Genomic DNA, 19417 nt, shown 5'->3' with positions numbered 1-19417 from the left:
CTCATACTACCGGGTTTGGTGGCTCCCTGCCCTCCAGGGCAAAGAGGAGGTTCTCCACCGCTATCTCCGCCATGCGTTCCCGGGTTCGCCTTCCTGCCGAGCCAATGTGGGGGGTGATGACGGCGTTGGGAAGGGTGTAAAGGGGATGCCCTGGGGGCAGGGGCTCGGGATCGGTGACGTCCAGGCCAGCTCCGAAAAGATGCCCCTTTAGGGCCTCCACCAGGGCTTCCGTGTCCACGAGGCCTCCCCGGGCGGTGTTGATCAGGATGCTTCCCGGCCTCATGGCGAAAAGCCTTTCCCGGTTCATGAGGCGGTGGGTTTCGGGGGTCAAGGGGGTGTGAAGGCTCACGATGTCGGATGTGGCCAGGAGTTCCTCCAGGGAAAGGTGAGGGTAGGGGAGGGGCTTTGGAGCACGGCTCGTATAGACCACCTTCATCCCGAAGGCCTCGGCCCTTTGGGCCACCGCCTGGCCGATACGGCCCATGCCCACGATGCCCAGGGTGGCGCCCTGGAGGTCCATTCCCAGAAGGAGTTCGGGATGCCAGGCCCGCCAAAGGCCCCTTCGGGCGTAGTCCACTCCCTCCACCACCCGCCTGGCCACCGCCAGGAGAAGGGCCAAGGTGAGGTCAGCGGTAGCCTCAGTGAGCACCCCGGGGGTGTGGGTCACGCGGATGCCCCGGGCTTTGGCCGCCTCGAGGTCCACGTGATCCACTCCCACGCTGTAGCAGGCGATGACCTTTAGTTCCGGGGCCCGGTCCATCACCTCGGCGTCGATGCGGTCCTCCACGGTGGGGATGAGGCCTATGGCTCCCTCCACCCTCTTGAGGAGATCTTCCCGGGGAAGGAAAAGCCCTTCGTGGACCTCAACCTGGTAACCCTTTTCCCGTAACCGCTCCAAGGCGTTTCCCGGAAGGCTCCGGGTAACGAGGATTTTCCCCTTCGGCGTCAGGGTACCACCTCCAGCTCGGGGAATGCCAACCTGTAAGGCCCAGGGTCAAAGGTGGCCAAGCGTAGGCCGTGGAAAAGGGCATGGGAACCGATAAGGAAATCAGCAAGGATGCGGCGGGGCAAGTGGGCTTTTCGCCTCTTTTGAGCGTAAAGGCCAAAGCGCTCGCCGGCCAGTTCCCAGACCGGAAGGGGCATCCCTTCCCGCAGGTGGATACCCAGGCTGTCAAGAAAAGCCCTTATCAAGGGCCAACCCCTTCCGGCCCGCAGTTCAGCGTAGACCGGAGGGCTGACAAAAAGGGCTTGCCGGGATAGCCCATCCAGCAAGGCGATGGCCTTCTCATGTTGGGCATCCTTGGGGTCCAGGGCAGAGAGGATAATGTTGGTGTCCAGGCTGATCATCCCTTGCGCAGTTTCCGGATATAGCCCACCGCGTTGTGCCCCGTGGTCTTTCCCACGGCCTCGGCTTCCTCAGGATAGGCTTGGAGAAGTTCCCGCAAAAGCTGCCGAACCGGCGGGCGCCAGGGGCGTAGCCGGATTTCTCCTTCCACCACTTCCACCAGGAGCTTTTCCCCGGGATGGAGCCCCAAAGCCTGCCGAACCTCGGCGGGCAGGGTGATCTGGTATTTGGGGCTGATGGTGACCGTAGCCATGCCTTTAGCTTAGCACTAAGCACCAAGCGCTTTTTGCTTTACGCTAAGCTCCCGCAAAGGAAAGCTCCGCCACCGCCACCATGGGGCTTCCGTAGGCGGCCCCCATCACCTCCCAGTCCAGTTTGTCCCCCACGGCCTCAATGGCCTGGAGAAGCTCCAAAAGGTTCCCGGCCACGGCGAAGTTCTCCACCGCATAGCGCACCTCTCCCTCTTCCACCCAAAGCCCCAGGGCCTGCAGGGAGAAATCCAGGCTCACGGGGTTGGCCCCGGCGTGGAGGCCCATGAACTCGGTTATCAGGACCCCCTTTTCCAGGCGCAGGTTGCCCACGGGTTCCAGGTAGAGGTTGGTGGGAGCCACGTCCAGGATTCCGCGGTAGGTGCGGAAGGCGTGGCCGGTGTTCTCCTGGCCCAAGGCCCTGGCGGTTTCTGCGTTGTGGAGGAAGGTTTTGAATACCCCCTTCTCCACCACCACCGTGCGCCGGGCCGGGGTGCCTTCGGCGTCAAAAGGACGGGAAACCAGGCCCTTTTCCAGGGTGGGGTCGTCCACCAGGGTGACCCACTCCGAGGCGATCCGTTCCCCTAAGCGGTTCAGGAGGCGGCTTTTGCCCTCGAGGGCGCTTTTGGCGGAAAGGGAGCGGGAAAGCACCAGGAGAAGCTCTGCCATGGCTTTAGGCTCCAGATAGGCCCGGTAGCGGCCCGTGGGGAGAGGTTTGGCGTTCAAAAGCCTCGCGGTCTTCTCCCGGATCTCCAAGGCGGTGCGGCCGGGGTCCAGGGCGTGAAACTCCTTGGCCTGCTTGAAGTCCCAGCCTTGCTTGAGGCTTGGGCCATCCCCCATCACCAGGCTACCCCCCAGCCCAGCGAGTCCAGTGCGGAGGGCACCCTCGGCCCCTAAGGTACTGGAGAGGGCCATCCGGACCTCCTTTTCCATGTAGCCCCCCATGAGGACGCTTCGGGTTCGGGGGTCGTCCCGTAAGGCCCTTTCCAGTTCTAGGGCGCTTTGCTTCTTGGCTTCCAGGGGGGCAGAAAGGCCCTCTCCCAGAAGGTCGTGGCTTCCCAAAGCCTGGCCCGGGGGGATGAAGCCCTCCTTTCCCGCAAGAAGGGCGTTATCCCTGGCCTCCGATAGGGCCCACTCTAAAGCCTCCGGGGCAAGCTCTTCCGTGTAGGCGTAGCCCACGTGGCCTTGGACCACCACCCTGAGGCCGATTCCCCCCTGGCGGGCCTCCTTGATCTCCTCCAGGGTACCTTGCCGGGCCCTTAGGGAAAGCTCCCGCTCCTCCTGGAAGAGGACTTCCGCCTCGAGGCCCAGTTCCTTCGCCCGTCTTAACAGGTACCGCTTGGCTTCCTCCAGCGTCATGCCCTACCTCCCACCACGATCTCGGAGACCAGCACATGGGGCTGGCCCACCTCCACGGGCACCATTCCCGAGAGGCTCCCGCACATCCCGGGGGCGTTTTCCCAGTCCTTGGCCACGGCCACCACCTTCCTGATGGTCTCCGGCCCCTTGCCCACCAGCATGGCCCCGCGCACGGGTTCTTCCAGGCGCCCGTGGCGGATGATGTATCCCTCCTGCACGGCGAAGTTGTACTCCCCCGAGCCCGGCTTCACCTGGCCGCCTCCCAACTCCTTGGCGTAGAGGCCGAACTCCACGCTGGCGATGAGGTCTTCCACCTCCTTGTCCCCCGGGGCGATGAAGGTGTTGCGCATCCTCGAGGTGGGGGCGAAGGTGTAGTCCTGCCTGCGGCCCGAGCCGGTCATGGGGTAGCCGGTGAGAAGGTGGCCCAGGCGGTCCACCATGTAGCTTTTGAGGATGCCCCTTTCGATGAGCACCGTGCGCTCCGTGGGGCGGCCCTCGTCGTCCACCTCCGTGGAACCCCAGGCGTGGGGGAGGGTGCCGTCGTCGATGTAGGTCACCGCGGGGCTTGCCACCTCCTCCCCAAGCCTATCGGCCAGGACGCTGGCCTTTTTGGCCACACTGGTGGTTTCCAAGAGATGTCCCAGGGCCTCGTGGAAGATAACCCCGCCGAAGGCGTTCCCCACCACCACGGGCATGGTCCCGGCGGGGGCGGGCTTGGCCCGCAGGTTGGTGAGGGCCTGGCGGGCGGCCTTGGCCCCCACCTCCTTGGGGGGGAAGAGGTCGAAGAGTTCCAGCCCCACGCTCTTGCCAGGGGCCGCGTAGCCCGTTTGCACCTCCGTGCCGTCTTGGGCCACCGCCAGCACGAAAAGCCGGGTGCGGACCCTCTTTTCCTCGGCCCACGTGCCCTCCGTGTTGGCGATCAGGACTTCCTGCTCCCATTCCTGGAGGCTGGCCTCCACCTGCCTGATCTCCGGGGCGATCCTGGCCCCGGCCTCCGCCTCCAGAAGCCTTTCCAGACGGTAGTGCTTGTCCTTTTCCCCGTAGGGCGTTCTGGGGGTGTGAAGGCCCTTGGGCAAAGCCTTGCGGAAGTCCAGGCCCCCGGCACCCCGCTCGTCCACCTGGCCCAGGGCTCCCTTGGCCCGGAGGAGGGTTTCCAGGGCTTCCAGAAGGCCTTCGCGGGTGAGCTGGTTGGTGTAGGCGTAGACCACCTCGGTGCCGAAGAAGAGGCGGAGGCCCGCCCCATAGTCCAGGCCGGAGATGGCCTCCTCCAGGCGGCCCGAACGCACGATCATGCGCCGCCTCCGGGAGCGCTCCGCATAGATCTCGGCGAAGTCGGCTCCGCCGTTTAGGGCTTGCCGCAGGAGGGTTTCCACCAGATCTGGGCTTAGCATGGAAGGAGGCTAACCCAGGACTGACCCGCGGGTCAACTCCTTAGGGAAGAATTCCCTGGAGGACTCCTTTGGGGAGTCTCACGCAGGTTCTGCCGGGGTGAGGTGGAGGAGGGTGTAGACCGCCCTTTCCAGGGCCAGCCAGGGATCCTTGCCCTCCTTGGCCCGGCGCTCCGCCTGGATCAAGGCGTCCAGGCTGGCCTCGAGGGCTTCCTTCGAGAGGCCTCGAGCCAGCTCCAGCGCCCTCTTGGCCGCGTAGGGATGGGCCTCGAGGCGGGCGAGGTCGGCTTCCGTGGGCCTGGGGTTTTCCTCAAGGAGCATCCAGGTCCTGGCCAGAAGGGAAAACTGCCAGGCGAAGGCCCCAAGGAGCCTTAGGGGCTCCTCCCCCTCCTCCCTTAGCCGCCTTAGGTGGCGAAAGGCGGCCTTGGCCTCCCCTTCCAAAACCGCCCGCACCAGGTCAAACCCGCTTACGGGGGGCTTTAGGGCCACCACCCGTTCCACCTTCTCCAGGGTGAGGGGAGGTGGGAGAAGGGCGAGCTTCTCCAGCTCCCGTTCCAGGGCCTCGAGGTCCCCTTCCAGGGAGGCCAGGTACTGGGCGATGCCGGCGGGTAGCCTGAACCCCAGCCGCTTGGCCCGGTTTTCCAGGTGGCGGACGAGGTCCTTGCCCTTCGGGGTGGGGAAGTCCCGCCGCTCCCGGGTGCGGTAGAAGGCGGCCCGGGCGGTGGTGGGCTTGGGATCAAGGATAAGCACGGCCACCTCCTCGGGGACGTTTTCCAGAAGGGGCTTTAACGCCTTCCACTCCCCATCGCTCACCTCCCTCAGGTCCAGCATGGCCCCGGCTTGCCCGAAAAGCCCGGGGCTTAGGGTCTCCGCCAGGGCTTCCGGGGTGGGTTCGCTGAAGTGGGTGAGGCCCCGAAGGGAGGCCTCCTGGAGGAGGGCCTCCTTGGCCAGAAAGGGATCCCCTGTGAAGGCGATGACCATGCTTTAGAAGGCGCTCAGCCCCGTGGCCTCCCGCCCCAGGACCAGAGTGTGGATGTCGTGGGTGCCCTCGTAGGTGTAGACGGTTTCCAGGTTGAGCATGTGGCGGATGGCGTGGTACTCCAGGGTGATGCCGCTTCCCCCCAGGATGTCCCGGGCTAGGCGGGCGGCCTTAAGAGCCTTCCACACGTTCTGCCGCTTGGCCAGGGAAACCTGGGCCGGCTTGAGCTTCCCCTCGTCCTTTAGCCGGGCCAGGCGCCAGGCGAGAAGCAGCCCCTCCGTGTGATCCGCCAGCATCTCCGCCAGCTTGGCCTGCACCAGCTGCTTTTTGGCGATGGGCTCGCCGAAGGTGCTCCGGCTTTTGGCGAACTCCACTGCCTCGGTGTACACCGCCTCCAAGGCTCCCAGAACCCCCCAGGCGATGCCGAAGCGAGCCTGGGTGAGGCAGGAAAGGGGGGCCTTGAGGCTCTCAGCCTTGGGCAGGCGCAGGGCCTCGGGCACTCTCACCTCCTCCAGCACCAGCTCGCTGGTCACCGAGGCCCTCAGGCTCATCTTGTGCTTCACCTCCTGGGCCTGGAAGCCCGGGGTGTCGGTGGGAACGATGAAGCCCAGAACCCGCCCCTCCTCGTCCTTGGCCCAGATGATGGCGATATGGGCCAGGTTGCCGTTGGTGATCCACATCTTGGTGCCGTTCAGGACCCAGGTGTTCCCCTCGAGGCGGGCTTTGGTCTTCATGTTGCCGTAGGGGTCCGACCCCCCATCGGGTTCGGTGAGGCCGAAAGCCCCCACCATCTCCCCCCGGGCCAGCTTGGGCAGGAACTCCCGCTTCTGCTCCTCGCTGCCAAAGGCGTAGATGGGGTACATGACCAGGGAGCTTTGCACGCTCACGAAGCTCCTAAGCCCCGAGTCCACCCGTTCCAGCTCGTAGGCGATGAGCCCGTAGGCGGCGCTGGAAACTCCTGCCCCTCCGTACTCCGGGGGCAGGGTGGGGCCTAGGAAGCCCAGCTCCGCGAACCGGGGTATGAGGTGGGTGGGGAAGACTCCTTCCTCCCACCAATCCCGGATATAGGGCAGGGCCTCCTTTTCCAGGAAGCGACGGGCGGCCTTTTGGATCTCCTTCTCCTCCGGGGTGAGGAGGTCTTCTAGGGCGTAGAAGTCCAGCATGGGGCACCTCGAGGGGCAGTTTACCGGAAGAGGAGGGGGAATAGCCCCTCATGACACCTCGGCGAAAGCCAAGGTGGGGTGGTATCAGAGCATCCCCGCCAAAAAGCCCTCTTCCCGGATGGTGCGGAGGAGGTCCATCACCGTCAGGACCTGGGGGTCGTACTCCACCAGGACCTGGGCAGGGCCGGTGGCCTGGACCTGGGAGGTGCCCTCGAGGTCCCGTAGCGCCTTAAGGATCCGCTCCATCCCCTCGGGGGTAGGTTCTCCCCGGATGCCGATGAGAACCCGGTTCATGGTCCCTATTCTAGGACGCCCCGGGTTTCTCCCCTTTGCCCCCGGCTTCCCAGGACCCTCACCGCCAGGACCAAGGGTCCGATGGCAAATCCCTGGGCCTGTAAGGCCGCCTGAAGGTCCTCCCGTGTGGGGTCCAGGTGCAGGGCCACCTCGTAGACCCCAGCGTCGTAGGCGCTTTTCACCACGGCGGCCAGGAGGCCCTCCAGAACGGCCTGGTTCCTGCCCTCCACCCGGGTGACGAGAACCGTGGTGGCCTCCCCCTGCCACACCGCCTGGGCCAGGGCGAAGCCCATGGGCTCCTCCCCCTCTTCCGCCAGGAAGGAGTGGCCGGTGCGGGCGAAAAAGCGCACGGCGCCCAGGCTCAAGGGCCGGCTACCCGCCACCCGGTTGAGGAGGTGCAGATCCAGCTCGGTGAAAGGACGGAAGCGCATGGGCCCATTATGCTTCCTGGGCCCGGGGTTTGGGGCGGAAGAGAAGGGCCTCGAGGAGGAGCACCAAGGCGGCGAGGAGGGCGAGGAACCGGCCTGTCCCTCCCTGGCTTGGAGGAAGAAAGCTGGGTCCGGGGGTGGGAAGAAGGGTTTCCACAGGGGCAAGGAGGCCCGTGCGCACCTCCCGGTAGGGTTTGAGGAAGTTGTAGACCAGGAGGGGGAAGAAGGGGCGCTCCTGGATGGCGGCCAAAGGAGGCAGGTAAAGCCCTCCTTCCGCGAAGTAGACAAGGCCCACCCCATCCTCCCCTTCCACCAGGGGCCGCCAGGAACTGGGGGGCGGGGGAGGAGGGGGCAGGCGCTCCCCCAAAAGGGCCACTCCTTCCAGGAGGGGATGAGGCGTAGCGAGGAGAACCGGGATAGGGTTTCCCCCAGAGGGGGCCAGGTAGAGGGTTGGCCTATCGGGAAGCCCCTGGGGTACCCCGATGCGCACCCGCACCTCCTCCCCGGGAACCACCCCCAGGAGGAGGAAGAGCCTTTCCAAGGCGGGGGCCTTGGGGTAGGCCACCCCAAGCCGCTTTAGGCCGAAGCCCGCCTTGTCGTCCAGGTCCAGGGCACCTCCATTCAGGAGCCGGGCGGTAAAGGTGGAGGGAAGGTTCTCCAACTGGGCGAAGCCCCGAGCCGGAACCCGCACCTCCTCCACCCTGCCCCCCACCTCTACCTGGGCGACGAGGGTGCGGCTTGCGCTATTCCCTAAGGCCAAAAACCCCTGGGCCACGGCCACGATCCCCAGGTTCTCCCTGGGGCTTCCTACCCCGATGTACCCCTCTGCCCCAGGGGGCGGGGGGCCGTCGCTCGCCACCAGGACCGGAGCCTTTAGAAGCCTCCGTCCCAGGGCGATGGCCTCCTCCAGCCGGGCTTCCCGGTCCCTTGCCTCCAGCGCCAGGAGCTGGGTCCTCAGGGCGATGCCGGGGGCAGGGCCATAGGCTTCTGGCTTTTCCCCAGCCCGCACCAAGACGGCCTCCGGGGTTCTTTCCAAAAGGGGGAGAAGCCTTTCCTTGGCCAGGTCCAAACGGGTCTTGGCTCCTTCCCGAGTGGCCATACTGGCGGAGGCGTCCACCACGAAGATCATGGGGGAGGGACCCAAGGGGGGATCCTCGAGGGCCAAGACCATCAAGGCGGCCGCCAGGAGAAGGAGGAAAAGCCTTAGGTCCAGCCGGGGCCGAAAGCGCTTCCTCCTGCCCCTCTGCCAAAGCCACACCCCGGCCCAGGGGCGCACCCTGGGCCTCCTCGCCCGGTAAAGGAGGTAGACGAGGAGGAGCACCGGAAGGAGGAGCCAAAGCATTGCCCTTAGCCTAGTCCCTTCTTGAGGGTATCTGCTAGAGTAACAGGAGGTGATACCATGCCCGGGGTGCTGGTGCACTTGAGGCTTCCGGAAGAGCTTGTAAAGCGCCTGGACGAGGAGCGGAAGGGGCGTTCCCGAAGCGAGGTGGTGGCGGAGGCCCTCGAGGCCTACCTGAAGCGGGAGCGGCTTCTCTCCTTGGTGGAAGAGGTGGCGGGCTCCGTGGGCTCCGAAGAGGCTCCTCACTGGGCTACGACGGAGGATGTTCTGGACTATGTTCGGACTTTAAGGGAAGAGGCAGGGCTCCACTAGGATGCGTTATCTCCTGGACAGCACCGTGGTCATAGACCTCTTGCGGGGCCATCCTAAGGTGGTGGCCTGGATTCAGCAGACCGTGGCCCAGGGGGCTACCCTGTGGGTTACGCCCATCACGGTGGCGGAGGTGTTGGCGGGTGTGCCGGAAGCCCGCTTGGAGGCCCCACGCCGGCTTCTTCAGGAACTGGGTTTCGTGGCTTTGGATTTCCCTGTGGCGGAGAGGGCTGCCAGGCTTTTTTGGGAGCGTAGGCTCCAGGGAACCCGACTCCCTCTGGTGGACCTGCTGCAATGGGCGGTAGCGGAAGTGCATGGTCTGGTCCTGGTGAGCTCCAATGCCCGCCACTACCCAGGCCCGGTTGTGGACCCTAGGGAGGCGTAACCATGTGGATTTTGGGCATTGACACCTCCTGCGACGACACAGGGGTGGGCCTGGTGAAGGACGGGGAAGTGGTGGTGAACCTGGTGGCCAGCCAGGTGGCCCTGCACCAGGCTTTCGGCGGGGTGGTGCCCGAGCTGGCCAGCCGGGAGCACCTGAAGGTCATCCGCCCTCTTGCGGAAAAGGCCCTGGCCGAGGCGGGGATAGGGCCCAAGGATCTTTCCTTGGTGGCGGCCACCCGTGGCCCTGGGCTCATCGGGGCCCTGCTGGTGGGGTACACCTTCGCCAAGGGCCTGGCCTGGGCTTTGAGGAAGCCCTTCTATGCCATCCATCACCTCGAGGCCCACATCGCCGCTGCCTGGCCTCCTGGCCTGAACCCCCCTTTCTTGGCCCTGGTGGCCTCGGGTGGGCACACCCACCTTTTCGCGGTGGAGGCCCTGGGCCGCTACCGGCTTCTCGGGGCTACCCGGGATGATGCCGCCGGGGAGGCCTTTGACAAGGTGGCGAGGCTTCTCGGCCTGGGCTTTCCCGGGGGACCCGAGATCGAGCGCCTGGCCCAGGAGGCCAGGGAGAAGGTGCCCTTCCCCGTCCCCCTCAAGGACCAGAAGGGGTATGAGTTCAGCTTCTCCGGCCTCAAGACCAAGGCGGTGCAGCTGGTGGAGGCTGGGCATCCCGCCCCGGCCTTGGCCAGGGGGTTTCAGGAGGCGGCGGTGGAGCACCTGGCCCAGGTGGTCATCCGGGCTGCCCAGGACACGGGCCACCGGGTGCTTCTGGTGGCGGGAGGGGTGGCCGCCAACCGGGCCTTGCAGGCTCGCTTCCAGGAAGCGGGGCTCACCGTGTACTTCCCCCCCAGGGGCCTTTCCCAGGACAACGGGGCCATGGTGGCCTTGGCCGCCTGGCGCCGTTACGAAGCAGGCTTTCCCCCTAGCCCCCTGTCGCTTGGGGCCACCGCCTACTGGCCCCTCGAGGAGGCCTGAAGGCTTTCTCATCCTGTAGGGGTACAATCGGCCTTAGGATGCTGGGCCTCATACGGAAGCTTTTTGACAACAACGAGCGGGAGATTGCCCGCTACTACAAGCAAGTGGTGGAGCCCACCAACCGGCTGGAGCCGGAGGTGGAGAAGATCGCTGACCTGGCCGCGGCCTACGCCGAGCTTAAGGACAAGCACGAGAAGGGGGCAAGCTTGGAGGAGCTTCTCCCCATGGCCTTCGCCTTGACCCGCGAGTCCGCCAAGCGCTATTTGGGCATGCGCCACTTTGACGTGCAGCTCATCGGCGGGGCGGTGCTCCACGAGGGCAAGATCGCGGAGATGAAGACCGGGGAGGGCAAGACCCTGGTGGCCACCCTGGCCGTGGCCCTGAATGCCCTAAGGGGTAAGGGTGTCCACGTGGTCACGGTGAACGACTACCTGGCCCGCCGCGACGCCGAGTGGATGGGGCCCGTGTACCGGGGCCTGGGCCTCACGGTGGGGGTCATCCAGCACAGCTCCACCCCCGAGGAGCGCCGCAAGGCCTACCTGGCCGACGTCACCTACGTGACCAACTCCGAGCTGGGCTTTGACTACCTCCGGGACAACATGGCCATTAGCCCCGACCAGCTGGTGCTTCGCCACGACACTCCCTTGCACTACGCCATCATCGACGAGGTGGACTCCATCCTCATCGACGAGGCCCGCACCCCTTTGATCATCTCCGGCCCGGCGGAGAAGGCCACGGACCTCTACTACAAGATGGCGGAGATCGCCAAGAAGCTGGAGCGAGGCCTTCCCCCGGAGCCCGGAGTGCGCAAGGAGCCCACGGGGGACTACACCATTGAGGAGAAGAACCGCTCCGTGCACCTCACCCTCCAGGGCATTGCCAAGGCGGAAAAACTCCTTGGGGTAGAGGGGCTCTTTAGCCCCGAGAACATGGAGCTCGCCCACATGCTCATCCAGGCCATCCGGGCCAAGGAGCTTTACCACCGGGACCGGGACTACATCGTCCAGGATGGCCAGGTCATCATCGTGGACGAGTTCACGGGCCGCCTGATGCCAGGGCGGCGCTACGGGGAAGGCCTCCACCAGGCCATTGAGGCCAAGGAGGGGGTCAAGATTGAGCGGGAGAACCAGACCCTGGCCACCATCACCTACCAGAACTTCTTCCGCCTCTACGAGAAGCGGGCCGGGATGACCGGCACCGCCAAGACCGAGGAGAAGGAGTTCCAGGAGATCTACGGCATGGACGTGGTGGTGGTGCCCACCAACCGCCCCATGATCCGGCAGGACTTCCCCGACGTGGTCTACCGGACGGAAAAGGGAAAGTTCTATGCGGTGGTGGAGGAGATCGCCGAGAAGTACGAACGGGGCCAGCCGGTCCTGGTGGGCACCATCAGCATCGAGAAGTCCGAAAGGCTTTCCCAGATGCTCAAGGAGCCCCGCCTCTTTCTGCCCCGGCTGGAGATGCGCCTGGAGCTTTTCAAGAAGGCCAGCCAGAAGCAGCAGGGGGAGGAATGGGAGCGCCTAAGGAAGCTGCTGGAAAAGCCCACCCAGCTTAAGGATGAGGACCTTGCAGCCTTTGAGGGCCTCATTCCCCCGAAGGGCAACCTGCGCGCTGCCTGGGAGGGTTTAAAGCGGGCGGTGCATACCCTGGGCATCCTGCGCCAGGGCATTCCCCACCAGGTCCTGAACGCCAAGCACCACGCCAAGGAGGCGGAGATCGTGGCGCAGGCGGGCCGGAGCAAGACGGTCACCATCGCCACCAACATGGCGGGCCGGGGCACGGACATCAAGCTGGGGGGGAACCCCGAGTACCTGGCGGCAGCCCTATTGGAGAAGGAGGGCTTTGACCGGTACGAGTGGAAGGTGGAGCTCTTCATCAAGAAGATGGTGGCGGGCCAGGAGGAGGAGGCCCGGGCCCTGGCCCAGGAGCTGGGGATCAAGGAAGAGCTTCAGGAAAAGATCCGCCAGATCCGGGAGGAGTGCAAGGCGGACGAGGAACGGGTGCGGCAACTGGGAGGGCTTTTCATTTTGGGCACCGAGCGGCACGAGTCCCGCCGCATCGACAACCAGCTTCGGGGCCGGGCCGGGCGCCAGGGGGACCCGGGGGGAAGCCGCTTCTACGTGAGCTTTGACGACGACCTCATGCGCCTTTTCGCCTCAGACCGGGTCATCGCCATGCTGGACCGCATGGGCTTTGACGATTCCGAGCCCATAGAGCACCCCATGGTGACCCGTTCCATCGAGCGGGCCCAGAAGCGGGTGGAGGACCGCAACTTCGCCATCCGCAAGCAGCTTTTGCAGTTTGACGACGTGATGGCCCGCCAGCGGGAGGTCATCTACGCCCAGCGCCGCCTGATCCTTCTGGGTACGGATGAGGAGGTGAAGGAGGCGGCCTTGGGCATGGTGGAGGAAACGGTGGCGGGGATTGCGGAAAACATCCTGAATCCCCAGGTGCACCCCGAGGACTGGGACCTGGATGCCCTAAAGGCCACCCTCCTGGACACCGTGCCCCAGCTTGCGGACTTCCCCTTTGAGGAGCTTCGCACCTTAAAGCCCGAAGAAGGCGTGGAGCGCCTGGTGGAGGCGGCCTTGAAGGCCTACGAGGCCAGGGAGCAGGAGCTTTCCCCTCCTCTGATGCGGGCGGTGGAGCGCTTCGTGATCCTCAACGTGGTGGATTCCGCCTGGAAGGAGCACCTGCATAATCTGGACGTGCTCCGCCAGGGCATCTTCCTGCGGGGCTATGGTCAGAAGGACCCCTTCCAGGAGTACAAGATCGAGGCCACCCGGCTTTTCAACGACATGGTGGGCTTCATCAAGGGGGAGGTGGCCAAGTTCCTCTTCCGCCTCAAGGTGGAGGCGGAGCCGGTGCGCCCGGTGCGGGAGGCTCCTTACGTGCCCGTGCCCGCTCCCCAGGAGGAGGCCCGGCCCTTCGGCGTGGAGAAGAAGCGCCCCACCACCCCACCGCCCCAGCCCGGCCTTTCCCGGGCCGAGCGCCGAAGGCTCATGCGGGAGGAGAAGAAGCGCAAGAAGGAGTGAGGAAGCCGGCCCGGGACTACCCCCGGGCCGGAAAGCTAGTTCGGCTAGGCCTCCACCTGGAGGCTAGCGGGGTCCAGGTTGGTGTAGACGTGCTGCACGTCGTCCAGGTCCTCCAAGGCTTCCACCAGGCGCATCACCTTGGCGGCCTCCTCAGGAGGCAGGGCCACGGTGTTCTGGGGATGCTGCACCACCTCCACCGCCTCCACGGGGATGCCCCGCCTTTTAAGTTCCTCGGCCATGCGGTAGGCCTCGGCGGGATCGGTGTAGATGGTGAGGCTTTCCCCTTCCTCCTCGAGGTCCAAGGCCCCCAGCTCTATGGCTGCCTCCTGGGCGGCCTCGGTGTTCTGGCAGACGATCACGCCTTTGCGCTCAAACTGCCAGGCCACGCTGCCCGTGGCCCCCAGGGAGCCGCCGTACTTGTTGAAGACGTGGCGCACCTCGCCGGCAGTGCGGTTGCGGTTTTCCGTGAGGGCGTAGACCAAAAGGGCCACCCCGCCCGGGGCGTAGCCCTCGTAGATGATCTCCTCGTACTGCTCGGCTCCTTCCCCTCCCCCTTGCAGCTTCTGCAGGAGGCGCTCGATGTTTTCCATGGGGACATCGTCGGCGCGGGCGGCTTCAATGGCGTTGCGAAGCTGGACGTTGGCCTCGGGGTAGGGGCTTCCCCCCGCCCGGGCAGCCGCCTGGATGGCCCGTAGGTGCTTGGAGATGATCTTGCCGCGTTTGAGGTCGTTGGCGGCTTTTTTACGCTTGATCTGTGCCCACTTGCTATGACCGGCCATGGCTCACCCCACCCATTATAGCCAGCCTTTCCAGCACCTTCTCCGCCAGGCGTTCCCCCGCCTCGCGGAAGGGGTGGAAAAGGAGGGTAACCCCCGCCCCCTCAAGGGCCGGGTCCTCCTCCGGGTAGAAGCTGGTGGCGGCCACCAGACCCCGGAAGCCCCGCTCCTTAAGCCAGCGGGCGGCCAGGAGTTTGGCCTCGAGGTCCGGCAGGGCCAGGACCACTGCCTTAAGCCCTGTAAGGTCCAGGCGCTCCCAAAGCTCGGGGTCCTCCGCATCCCCGTAGAGGACCCGCCGCCCCTTGGCCTGGTGGCGGGCCACCTTCTCGGGGTCGGCGTCCAGGCCCACGGGGCGTTCCCCCCTTGCCTCCAGGATGCGGTAGACCGCTCCCCCGGTGCGCCCCATGCCCACGATGAGCACCGTGGCCCCATCCAGGCGTTCGGGTTCCCGGTCGGGGTGGGCCACCTTGCGCTCCAGGGGAAGGAGGCGGGCCTCGAGGCGCTTGTAAAGGCTATGGCTATACCGGGCGAGGGGAGCGGAAAGGGCCATGGAAAGCGCCACCCCTAGGGCCAGGGTGAAGGCAGCGGCCACCCAGAGGGCTTCCATGGCTTCCATGGGTAGCAGACCCACATGGGACAAGGGGGGTGTACCCCCCCTTGTCCCTACACCGAAAGGCTTACTTCTTTTCCGCCAGGGCCTTGTCCAAGAGGGTCTTCCACTCCTCGTAGGGCAGGAAGCCCGTGCGCTTTTCCCCTGCGATGAAGAAGGTGGGGGTACCGGTGAGGCCCAGGTCCGAGGCCAGCTTCTGGTCGGCCAGGACCCCCTCGCGGTGCTTTCCGGAAGCCAAGCACTGGGAGAAGGCGTTTTCGTCCATACCCATCTGTCCGGCCAGGTCCACCAGGTAACGGTCCAACACGCTCCCCTGCAGGTTTGCCCAGCTGGAGGCTGTCCGGAAGAGGACCTCGTGGTACTCGTAGTAGCGCCCCTGGTCGGCGGCGCAGGCTGCGGCCTCGCTGGCCCGGATCACGTTGGCCTGGCCGGGGAAGGGGAAGTCGCGGAAGAGGTAGCGCACCTTACCGGTGTCTATGTACTCGGCCTTAAGCCGGGGAAGGACGTTTAGGGCATGGTTTTGGCAGTGGGGGCAGAGGTAGTTGGAGAAGTCCACCACCACCACGGGGGCGTTGGGGTCGCCCAGGGCAAAGCGGGCACCTTGGGCGGGGTCCAGCCCGGCTTTCCCCTTGGGACCCCAAAGGATCCAGCCCAAGCCGAGAACGGCCAGGGCCACCACTACGAGAACTATAGCGCGCTGCATGGGCTTACTCTACCACGTCCCGGATGAGAAGCCTCAAGCCCGACCCGGTGGGCCAGAAAAAGGCTTTACTGGCCCCGGTAGGGGGCCTGCCGGGCCTCCCCCTCCGGGGTCACGTAGAAGGGGTTTTGGTCGGTGGATACCAGGGTCTCCTTGTCTATGGCTTCCTGGAGATCCTTGGGCAAAACGAACATGGCCTCGAGGTAGGGGGCGGAGAGGTGCCTTAAAGCCAGCTGCCGCTCCCGGATGCGGGCCTCGATGACCCCTTCAGAGAAGGCGGCGGGGTCGAAGGCGTCGGAGGCCAAGAGGAAGCCGAAGTTTAGGAAGAAGCCCGGGATGTGGTTCTTGTAACTCCGCACATAGCGGAAGGCCTCCCGCACCGTCCGGTGGACCACAGGGTGCACCCGGTGGTGGGTGAGCATGATCATCCCCGCCTGCATCCCCATGACCCCGCCTGGGTTCAGGTGGGCCTTCACCAGGCGGTAAAACTCCACCGTGTAGAGAAGCCTTGCGGGGTTGTCCTCCCCCACGGGGTCCGTGAGGTCGATGATGATGACGTCGTACGTGTCCTGGGTGCGCTCCAGGTAAGCCCGGGCATCGTCGATGATCAGGACCGTTCGGGGATCCTCGAAGGCTCCCTGGTGCCACTCGGGCATGTGGCGCTTGGCCACCTCCACCAGCTCCCCGTCGATGTCCACCATGACCGCCTTTTCCACCGTGGGGTGCTTGAGGACCTCCCTTAAGGTGGCACCTTCCCCGCCTCCCACGATGAGCACCGTCTTGGGCTCGGGGTGGGAGAGCATGGCGGGGTGGACCAGGGTTTCGTGGTAAACGTACTCGTCCTTTTCCGTGCTCTGGACATCCTTATCCAGGACCAGTACCTTGCCAAAGCCTTTGGTTTCAAACAGGAAGTAGTCCTGGTACTGGGTGCGGCCCGAGGCAATGACCCTTTCCATGCGCCGCACCATGGTCTCAAAGGGGGTAATGTGCTCACAGAAGTACATGCCGTAGTCCATGGTTAACCTCCGTTCTTTTCGCCAAGGCTCCGGCGCCGGATAGCGTGCTCCCCTCCCCGCCAGTAGCGAAAGGCGGACTCCTCCTTGGCCCCAAAGGCCCGGGAAAGCCCCTTCAGGACCTCCTCGGGGTTTACCCCGTCCCGGTAGAAGTAGAGGTCCAAGGTGGCGGAGGCGTTGTCCTCGGGCCAGGTGTGGATCATCACCGCCGCCACCGGGCTTACCACCGCCGCGGAAAGCCCCTGGGGCTGGAACTTGTACACCACGGCCTGGGCCGCGTCCTTGGGTGCCCCCAGGCGTAGGACCGCATCCAAAAGAGCTGCCTCCACCATCTTGGGGTTTTCCAAGACATCCAGGTCGCAGCCATAAATTTCCGCCACCCAGCGCCCACCCGGCACCGTTTCCACAAAGGACCATGATAGCACACCTTTACCCGAAGAAGTCCTTGAGCTGTTCTTTGCTGATGAGGATCTCCCGGGGCTTGGAACCCTTGGAGGGACCCACGATGCCCATGGCCTCGAGGGCATCCATCAGCTTCCCGGCCCGGGCGTGGCCGATGGAAAGGCGGCGTTGCAGGCGGCTTACGGAGCCGTAGCCCTCCTCCACCACGATCTCCGCCGCCTTCTTGAGAAGGGGATCCGAGAAGTCCACCTCGCCGGGGCCCGCGCCCTCCGGCCCCTTGGGGGGCTCAAAGTCCTGGCCGTAGGCCTCGGCGAAGCGGTCCTCGTAACTCTGGCCCCTGAGGAAGCCAGCCAGGCGCCCTACTTCCTCCTCGGAGAGGTAGGGTACCTGCAGGCGCACGGGCTTGGTGAGCCCGGGCTGGTAGAAGAGGGCATCCCCCTGGCCGATGAGCTTTTCCGCTCCCTGGGTGTCCAGGATGGTGCGGGAGTCAAAGCCGCTGGACACGGCAAAGGCCAGGCGGGCGGGGATGTTCACCTTGATGAGGGAGGTGAGGATGTCCACGCTGGGCCGCTGGGTGGCCAGGATAAGGTGCATGCCCGTGGCCCGAGCCATCTGGGCCAGGCGCAAAATGGCGGATTCCACCTCCTTGGGGGCGGTCATCATCAGGTCGGCCAGCTCGTCCACCACGATGACCAGATAGGGAAGGGTTTCCCCGCCCTCCTTCTCCATCTTGGCGTTGTACTGTTCCAGGTTGCGGGCCCCCACCCCGCTTAGGAGGCGGTAGCGCCGTTCCATGTGGGCCACCGCTCCTTGCAGGACCCCGGCGGCCTCCTCGGGGCTGGTGACCACGGGGCGCACCAGGTGGGGGATGCCCTCGTAGGGGGTGAGCTCCACCATCTTGGGGTCGATGAGGAGGAAGCGCAAGGAGGTGGGGAGGTGTTTAAAGAGGAGGCTTGCGATAAGGACGTTGATGGCCACGCTCTTGCCGCTCCCCGTGGAGCCGGCGATGAGGAGGTGGGGCATTTTGGCGAGATCCCTCACCCAGATCTCCCCCTCGATGCTCTTGCCGAGGACCAGGGGCAGAAGGGCCTTGGCGTTTTGGAAGGCAGGGGAGAGGACCGCCTCCGAGAAGCGCACCAGCTCCCTTTTGGGGTTTGGTACCTCGAGGCCCACGGTGTTCTTCCCGGGAATAGGGGCTTCGATGCGCACCGCCCCCACCGCCAGGGCCCGGGCCAGGTCGTTTTGCAGGCTCTGGATGCGGCTGATCTTTTCCCCGGGGGCAGGCAGAAGCTCGTAGCGGATCACGGAGGGGCCGCGGGCATGGCCCACCACCTCCGCCTGTACCCCGAAGTGCTTGAGGGTGTCGGCGATGGTGCGTTTGAGCCTTTCCGCTTCCTCCTCGAGGCCCCGGGCGGTTCCCTTGAGCTCCGGGGGGTCCAGGAGGTCCGGGGTGGGGAGGGCCAGGGCCGTGCTCTGGGGACGGGAGCGGGGCGGTGAAGGAGGGTCCGGCTGGACCTGGGCTGGGGAGGGTTCGGGGAAGACCAGGTCCAGGTCAAAGGGTTCCGGTTCAGGGGCAGCGGGTGGGGGAGAAATAGCGGGCGGGGGGTTCCCCGTGAGGAGGGCCCTGAGCCCCTCGGCCTGGGCCTCGGGATGCCGGGAGAGGAAGGATAGCCAAGAGGAAAGCTCCTCGTAGCGCCCCTCGAGGTCCAGGACCAGACCGGAAAGCTCCTCCCAACGGGCCTTGCGCTCTTCCCGAAGCCTTAGGCCCTGGACCAGGCCTCCCACGCTGGGCTTCGGCGCAGGAAAGGTGAGAAGGGCTTTTAAGCGGGATAAAAGGGCCTGGGCCTCGAGGTGAAGGGCTGCCCGCCGTTCCTCCAGGGCATCCCGCAGGGGACCTTCCCCCGGCACAGGGGTTTTCAAGCCTTGGAGGAGGGCTTGGAGCCGGGGTTCCAGGGGCCTTTGGTCCTCTTCCATCTGCCGCTTCAGCTCGGCGGCCCGTTCCTTCAGGAACTCCCTTAAAGCCTTTTCCACCCCCGGGAGTTCCGCAGGGGAGAGGTTCTGCGCCAGGGCCTTTAGGGCGGTGTGTTCAGGGTAAAGGCGGGCGAGGAAGCCGATCCTTTGCCTGAGAAGAAGGGCTTTCAGGCGGTGGCGGATCCGGCGCACGCCCTCCACCCCCAGGTGCAGGCCGGTGAGGAGGAGGTGAAAAGGAGGTCTTCGCCGCCAGAGGTCCAGGACCAAGGAGGCCAGGATGGGGGGAAGGAGGAAGCCCAAGGCCCCTGCCTTGGCTTCCAGGAAGGAGCGCACTTCCTCGCCCATCCGGCCCGAAAGGGGTTGCCCCAGGAGGGGAAGGAGGGCGAAGGCCAGGAGGTAAAGGAAAAGAAGGTGGCGAAGAAGAGGCTTTAGGGGTTTGTTCCGGAAGAGGAAGGCCCCCAGGAGGAAAAGGCTTGGCGGAAGGAGGTAGGCGGGTAGGCCCAGCGTCTGGTAGAAGGTTTCCCGGAGGAAGGACCCGAAGGCCCCTGTGGGCAAGGGGAGAAGGGGAGCGGCGAAGAAGACCCCCGCCCCCAAGGCCACGGTACCCAGGGCCTCGAGGTCGCGGTTTCGGCTGGGCCTAGCCGGTTTCCGCTTCGCCATCGGAAGGATTATAACCTGGCGGCATGGAAGGGCAAAGGA

The 19417-nt window shown here is 65.4% G+C and carries 19 protein-coding genes and 1 pseudogene; 4 read left to right on the top strand and 16 right to left on the bottom strand.

Annotated elements, in window-relative coordinates; genetic code table 11:
- Position 1: 1 nt before the first annotated feature.
- The 10 genes from MI302_RS08375 to MI302_RS08330 all read right to left on the bottom strand — a co-directional run bounded on the left by MI302_RS08375 (position 2) and on the right by MI302_RS08330 (position 8546).
- Positions 2 to 949 (bottom strand): D-glycerate dehydrogenase, encoded by a 948-nt coding sequence (locus MI302_RS08375; protein ID WP_239726516.1) that lies wholly within the window; start codon positions 947 to 949, stop codon positions 2 to 4.
- Positions 946 to 1347, bottom strand: coding sequence for a type II toxin-antitoxin system VapC family toxin (locus tag MI302_RS08370; protein ID WP_239725454.1), 402 nt, complete (start codon positions 1345 to 1347; stop codon positions 946 to 948). Before MI302_RS08370 ends, MI302_RS08375 begins: the two co-directional genes overlap by 4 nt.
- Positions 1344 to 1598 carry an AbrB/MazE/SpoVT family DNA-binding domain-containing protein gene (locus MI302_RS08365; RefSeq protein WP_239725453.1) on the bottom strand — a complete coding sequence of 85 codons (255 nt, stop codon included), beginning with the start codon at positions 1596 to 1598 and terminating at the stop codon, positions 1344 to 1346. Before MI302_RS08365 ends, MI302_RS08370 begins: the two co-directional genes overlap by 4 nt.
- Positions 1599 to 1641: 43 nt before the next feature.
- Positions 1642 to 2952: a TldD/PmbA family protein gene (locus MI302_RS08360; RefSeq protein WP_239725452.1), complete on the bottom strand. Its 1311-nt coding sequence runs from the start codon at positions 2950 to 2952 to the stop codon at positions 1642 to 1644.
- Positions 2949 to 4343 carry a TldD/PmbA family protein gene (locus MI302_RS08355; protein ID WP_239725450.1) on the bottom strand — a complete coding sequence of 465 codons (1395 nt, stop codon included), beginning with the start codon at positions 4341 to 4343 and terminating at the stop codon, positions 2949 to 2951. The genes MI302_RS08360 and MI302_RS08355 overlap by 4 nt, the downstream gene beginning before the upstream one ends.
- 78 nt (positions 4344 to 4421) lie before the next feature.
- Positions 4422 to 5321, bottom strand: a complete 900-nt coding sequence (gene holA, locus MI302_RS08350) for a DNA polymerase III subunit delta (RefSeq protein ID WP_239725449.1) — start codon at positions 5319 to 5321, stop codon at positions 4422 to 4424.
- Positions 5322 to 5324: 3 nt separating this feature from the next.
- Complete coding sequence (locus MI302_RS08345; protein WP_126186998.1) at positions 5325 to 6482, bottom strand: acyl-CoA dehydrogenase family protein; 1158 nt, start codon at positions 6480 to 6482, stop codon at positions 5325 to 5327.
- Between the two features lie 84 nt (positions 6483 to 6566).
- Positions 6567 to 6776: a hypothetical protein gene (locus MI302_RS08340; RefSeq protein WP_019550950.1), complete on the bottom strand. Its 210-nt coding sequence runs from the start codon at positions 6774 to 6776 to the stop codon at positions 6567 to 6569.
- A 5-nt stretch (positions 6777 to 6781) separates the two neighbouring features.
- The gene (locus MI302_RS08335; RefSeq protein ID WP_015717698.1) at positions 6782 to 7207 is read right to left on the bottom strand and encodes a DUF1999 family protein; all 426 of its coding nucleotides are present in this window, start codon (positions 7205 to 7207) and stop codon (positions 6782 to 6784) included.
- 7 nt (positions 7208 to 7214) lie between these two features.
- A complete protein-coding gene (locus MI302_RS08330) occupies positions 7215 to 8546 on the bottom strand; it encodes a VWA domain-containing protein (RefSeq protein ID WP_239725447.1) in 1332 nt (443 codons plus the stop codon).
- Positions 8547 to 8603: 57 nt separating this feature from the next.
- Between MI302_RS08330 and MI302_RS08325 the strand changes: the two genes are divergently transcribed.
- From MI302_RS08325 to secA, 4 genes are read left to right on the top strand one after another with little or no spacing between them, the layout of a single operon-like run.
- On the top strand, positions 8604 to 8855 hold the full coding sequence (locus tag MI302_RS08325; protein WP_126165341.1) for a ribbon-helix-helix domain-containing protein: 252 nt from the start codon (positions 8604 to 8606) through the stop codon (positions 8853 to 8855).
- A 1-nt stretch (position 8856) separates the two neighbouring features.
- Positions 8857 to 9237 carry a type II toxin-antitoxin system VapC family toxin gene (locus tag MI302_RS08320; protein WP_126165340.1) on the top strand — a complete coding sequence of 127 codons (381 nt, stop codon included), beginning with the start codon at positions 8857 to 8859 and terminating at the stop codon, positions 9235 to 9237.
- A 2-nt stretch (positions 9238 to 9239) separates the two neighbouring features.
- Entirely contained in the window at positions 9240 to 10211 is a 972-nt protein-coding gene (tsaD, locus tag MI302_RS08315; RefSeq protein ID WP_126170512.1) for a tRNA (adenosine(37)-N6)-threonylcarbamoyltransferase complex transferase subunit TsaD, read from the top strand.
- Positions 10212 to 10249: 38 nt separating this feature from the next.
- Positions 10250 to 13246: a preprotein translocase subunit SecA gene (gene secA / locus MI302_RS08310; RefSeq protein WP_126201094.1), complete on the top strand. Its 2997-nt coding sequence runs from the start codon at positions 10250 to 10252 to the stop codon at positions 13244 to 13246.
- A 44-nt stretch (positions 13247 to 13290) separates the two neighbouring features.
- On the opposite strand, the gene MI302_RS08305 is transcribed toward secA, so the two are convergent.
- The 6 genes and pseudogenes from MI302_RS08305 to MI302_RS08280 all read right to left on the bottom strand — a co-directional run bounded on the left by MI302_RS08305 (position 13291) and on the right by MI302_RS08280 (position 19378).
- Entirely contained in the window at positions 13291 to 14025 is a 735-nt protein-coding gene (locus tag MI302_RS08305) for a YebC/PmpR family DNA-binding transcriptional regulator (protein WP_239725446.1), read from the bottom strand.
- Positions 14012 to 14662, bottom strand: a pseudogene (locus tag MI302_RS08300) (NAD-binding protein); the annotation flags it as partial. The gene MI302_RS08305 and the pseudogene MI302_RS08300, both read right to left, overlap by 14 nt.
- Positions 14663 to 14699: 37 nt before the next feature.
- Complete coding sequence (locus MI302_RS08295) at positions 14700 to 15335, bottom strand: DsbA family protein (protein WP_239725445.1); 636 nt, start codon at positions 15333 to 15335, stop codon at positions 14700 to 14702.
- 65 nt (positions 15336 to 15400) lie between these two features.
- Positions 15401 to 16348, bottom strand: coding sequence for a polyamine aminopropyltransferase (gene speE / locus MI302_RS08290; protein ID WP_126169967.1), 948 nt, complete (start codon positions 16346 to 16348; stop codon positions 15401 to 15403).
- A gap of 2 nt (positions 16349 to 16350) precedes the next feature.
- Complete coding sequence (gene speD / locus MI302_RS08285; protein ID WP_239725444.1) at positions 16351 to 16752, bottom strand: S-adenosylmethionine decarboxylase; 402 nt, start codon at positions 16750 to 16752, stop codon at positions 16351 to 16353.
- 22 nt (positions 16753 to 16774) lie between these two features.
- Positions 16775 to 19378, bottom strand: coding sequence for a DNA translocase FtsK (locus MI302_RS08280; protein ID WP_239725443.1), 2604 nt, complete (start codon positions 19376 to 19378; stop codon positions 16775 to 16777).
- Between the last annotated feature and the right edge of the window lie 39 nt (positions 19379 to 19417).

The organism is Thermus sp. NEB1569 (genome assembly GCF_022385295.1).
Lineage (GTDB): Bacteria > Deinococcota > Deinococci > Deinococcales > Thermaceae > Thermus > Thermus scotoductus.
The sequence above is the reverse complement of the archived record's forward strand: the minus strand, read 5'-3'. Positions and strand labels throughout refer to the sequence as shown.

Excerpts from the sequence above, each read along its gene's own strand:
- MI302_RS08360 (WP_239725452.1), bottom strand. The coding sequence starts at position 2,952 with ATGACGCTGGAGGAAGCCAAGCGGTACCTGTTAAGACGGGCGAAGGAA.
- tsaD (WP_126170512.1), top strand. The coding sequence starts at position 9,240 with ATGTGGATTTTGGGCATTGACACCTCCTGCGACGACACAGGGGTGGGC.
- MI302_RS08370 (WP_239725454.1), bottom strand. The coding sequence starts at position 1,347 with ATGATCAGCCTGGACACCAACATTATCCTCTCTGCCCTGGACCCCAAG.
- MI302_RS08355 (WP_239725450.1), bottom strand. The coding sequence starts at position 4,343 with ATGCTAAGCCCAGATCTGGTGGAAACCCTCCTGCGGCAAGCCCTAAAC.
- speE (WP_126169967.1), bottom strand. The coding sequence starts at position 16,348 with ATGGACTACGGCATGTACTTCTGTGAGCACATTACCCCCTTTGAGACC.
- holA (WP_239725449.1), bottom strand. The coding sequence starts at position 5,321 with ATGGTCATCGCCTTCACAGGGGATCCCTTTCTGGCCAAGGAGGCCCTC.
- MI302_RS08295 (WP_239725445.1), bottom strand. The coding sequence starts at position 15,335 with ATGCAGCGCGCTATAGTTCTCGTAGTGGTGGCCCTGGCCGTTCTCGGC.
- MI302_RS08340 (WP_019550950.1), bottom strand. The coding sequence starts at position 6,776 with ATGAACCGGGTTCTCATCGGCATCCGGGGAGAACCTACCCCCGAGGGG.
- MI302_RS08345 (WP_126186998.1), bottom strand. The coding sequence starts at position 6,482 with ATGCTGGACTTCTACGCCCTAGAAGACCTCCTCACCCCGGAGGAGAAG.
- MI302_RS08305 (WP_239725446.1), bottom strand. The coding sequence starts at position 14,025 with ATGGCCGGTCATAGCAAGTGGGCACAGATCAAGCGTAAAAAAGCCGCC.
- MI302_RS08335 (WP_015717698.1), bottom strand. The coding sequence starts at position 7,207 with ATGCGCTTCCGTCCTTTCACCGAGCTGGATCTGCACCTCCTCAACCGG.
- MI302_RS08365 (WP_239725453.1), bottom strand. The coding sequence starts at position 1,598 with ATGGCTACGGTCACCATCAGCCCCAAATACCAGATCACCCTGCCCGCC.
- MI302_RS08330 (WP_239725447.1), bottom strand. The coding sequence starts at position 8,546 with ATGCTTTGGCTCCTCCTTCCGGTGCTCCTCCTCGTCTACCTCCTTTAC.
- MI302_RS08320 (WP_126165340.1), top strand. The coding sequence starts at position 8,857 with ATGCGTTATCTCCTGGACAGCACCGTGGTCATAGACCTCTTGCGGGGC.
- MI302_RS08325 (WP_126165341.1), top strand. The coding sequence starts at position 8,604 with ATGCCCGGGGTGCTGGTGCACTTGAGGCTTCCGGAAGAGCTTGTAAAG.
- secA (WP_126201094.1), top strand. The coding sequence starts at position 10,250 with ATGCTGGGCCTCATACGGAAGCTTTTTGACAACAACGAGCGGGAGATT.
- MI302_RS08280 (WP_239725443.1), bottom strand. The coding sequence starts at position 19,378 with ATGGCGAAGCGGAAACCGGCTAGGCCCAGCCGAAACCGCGACCTCGAG.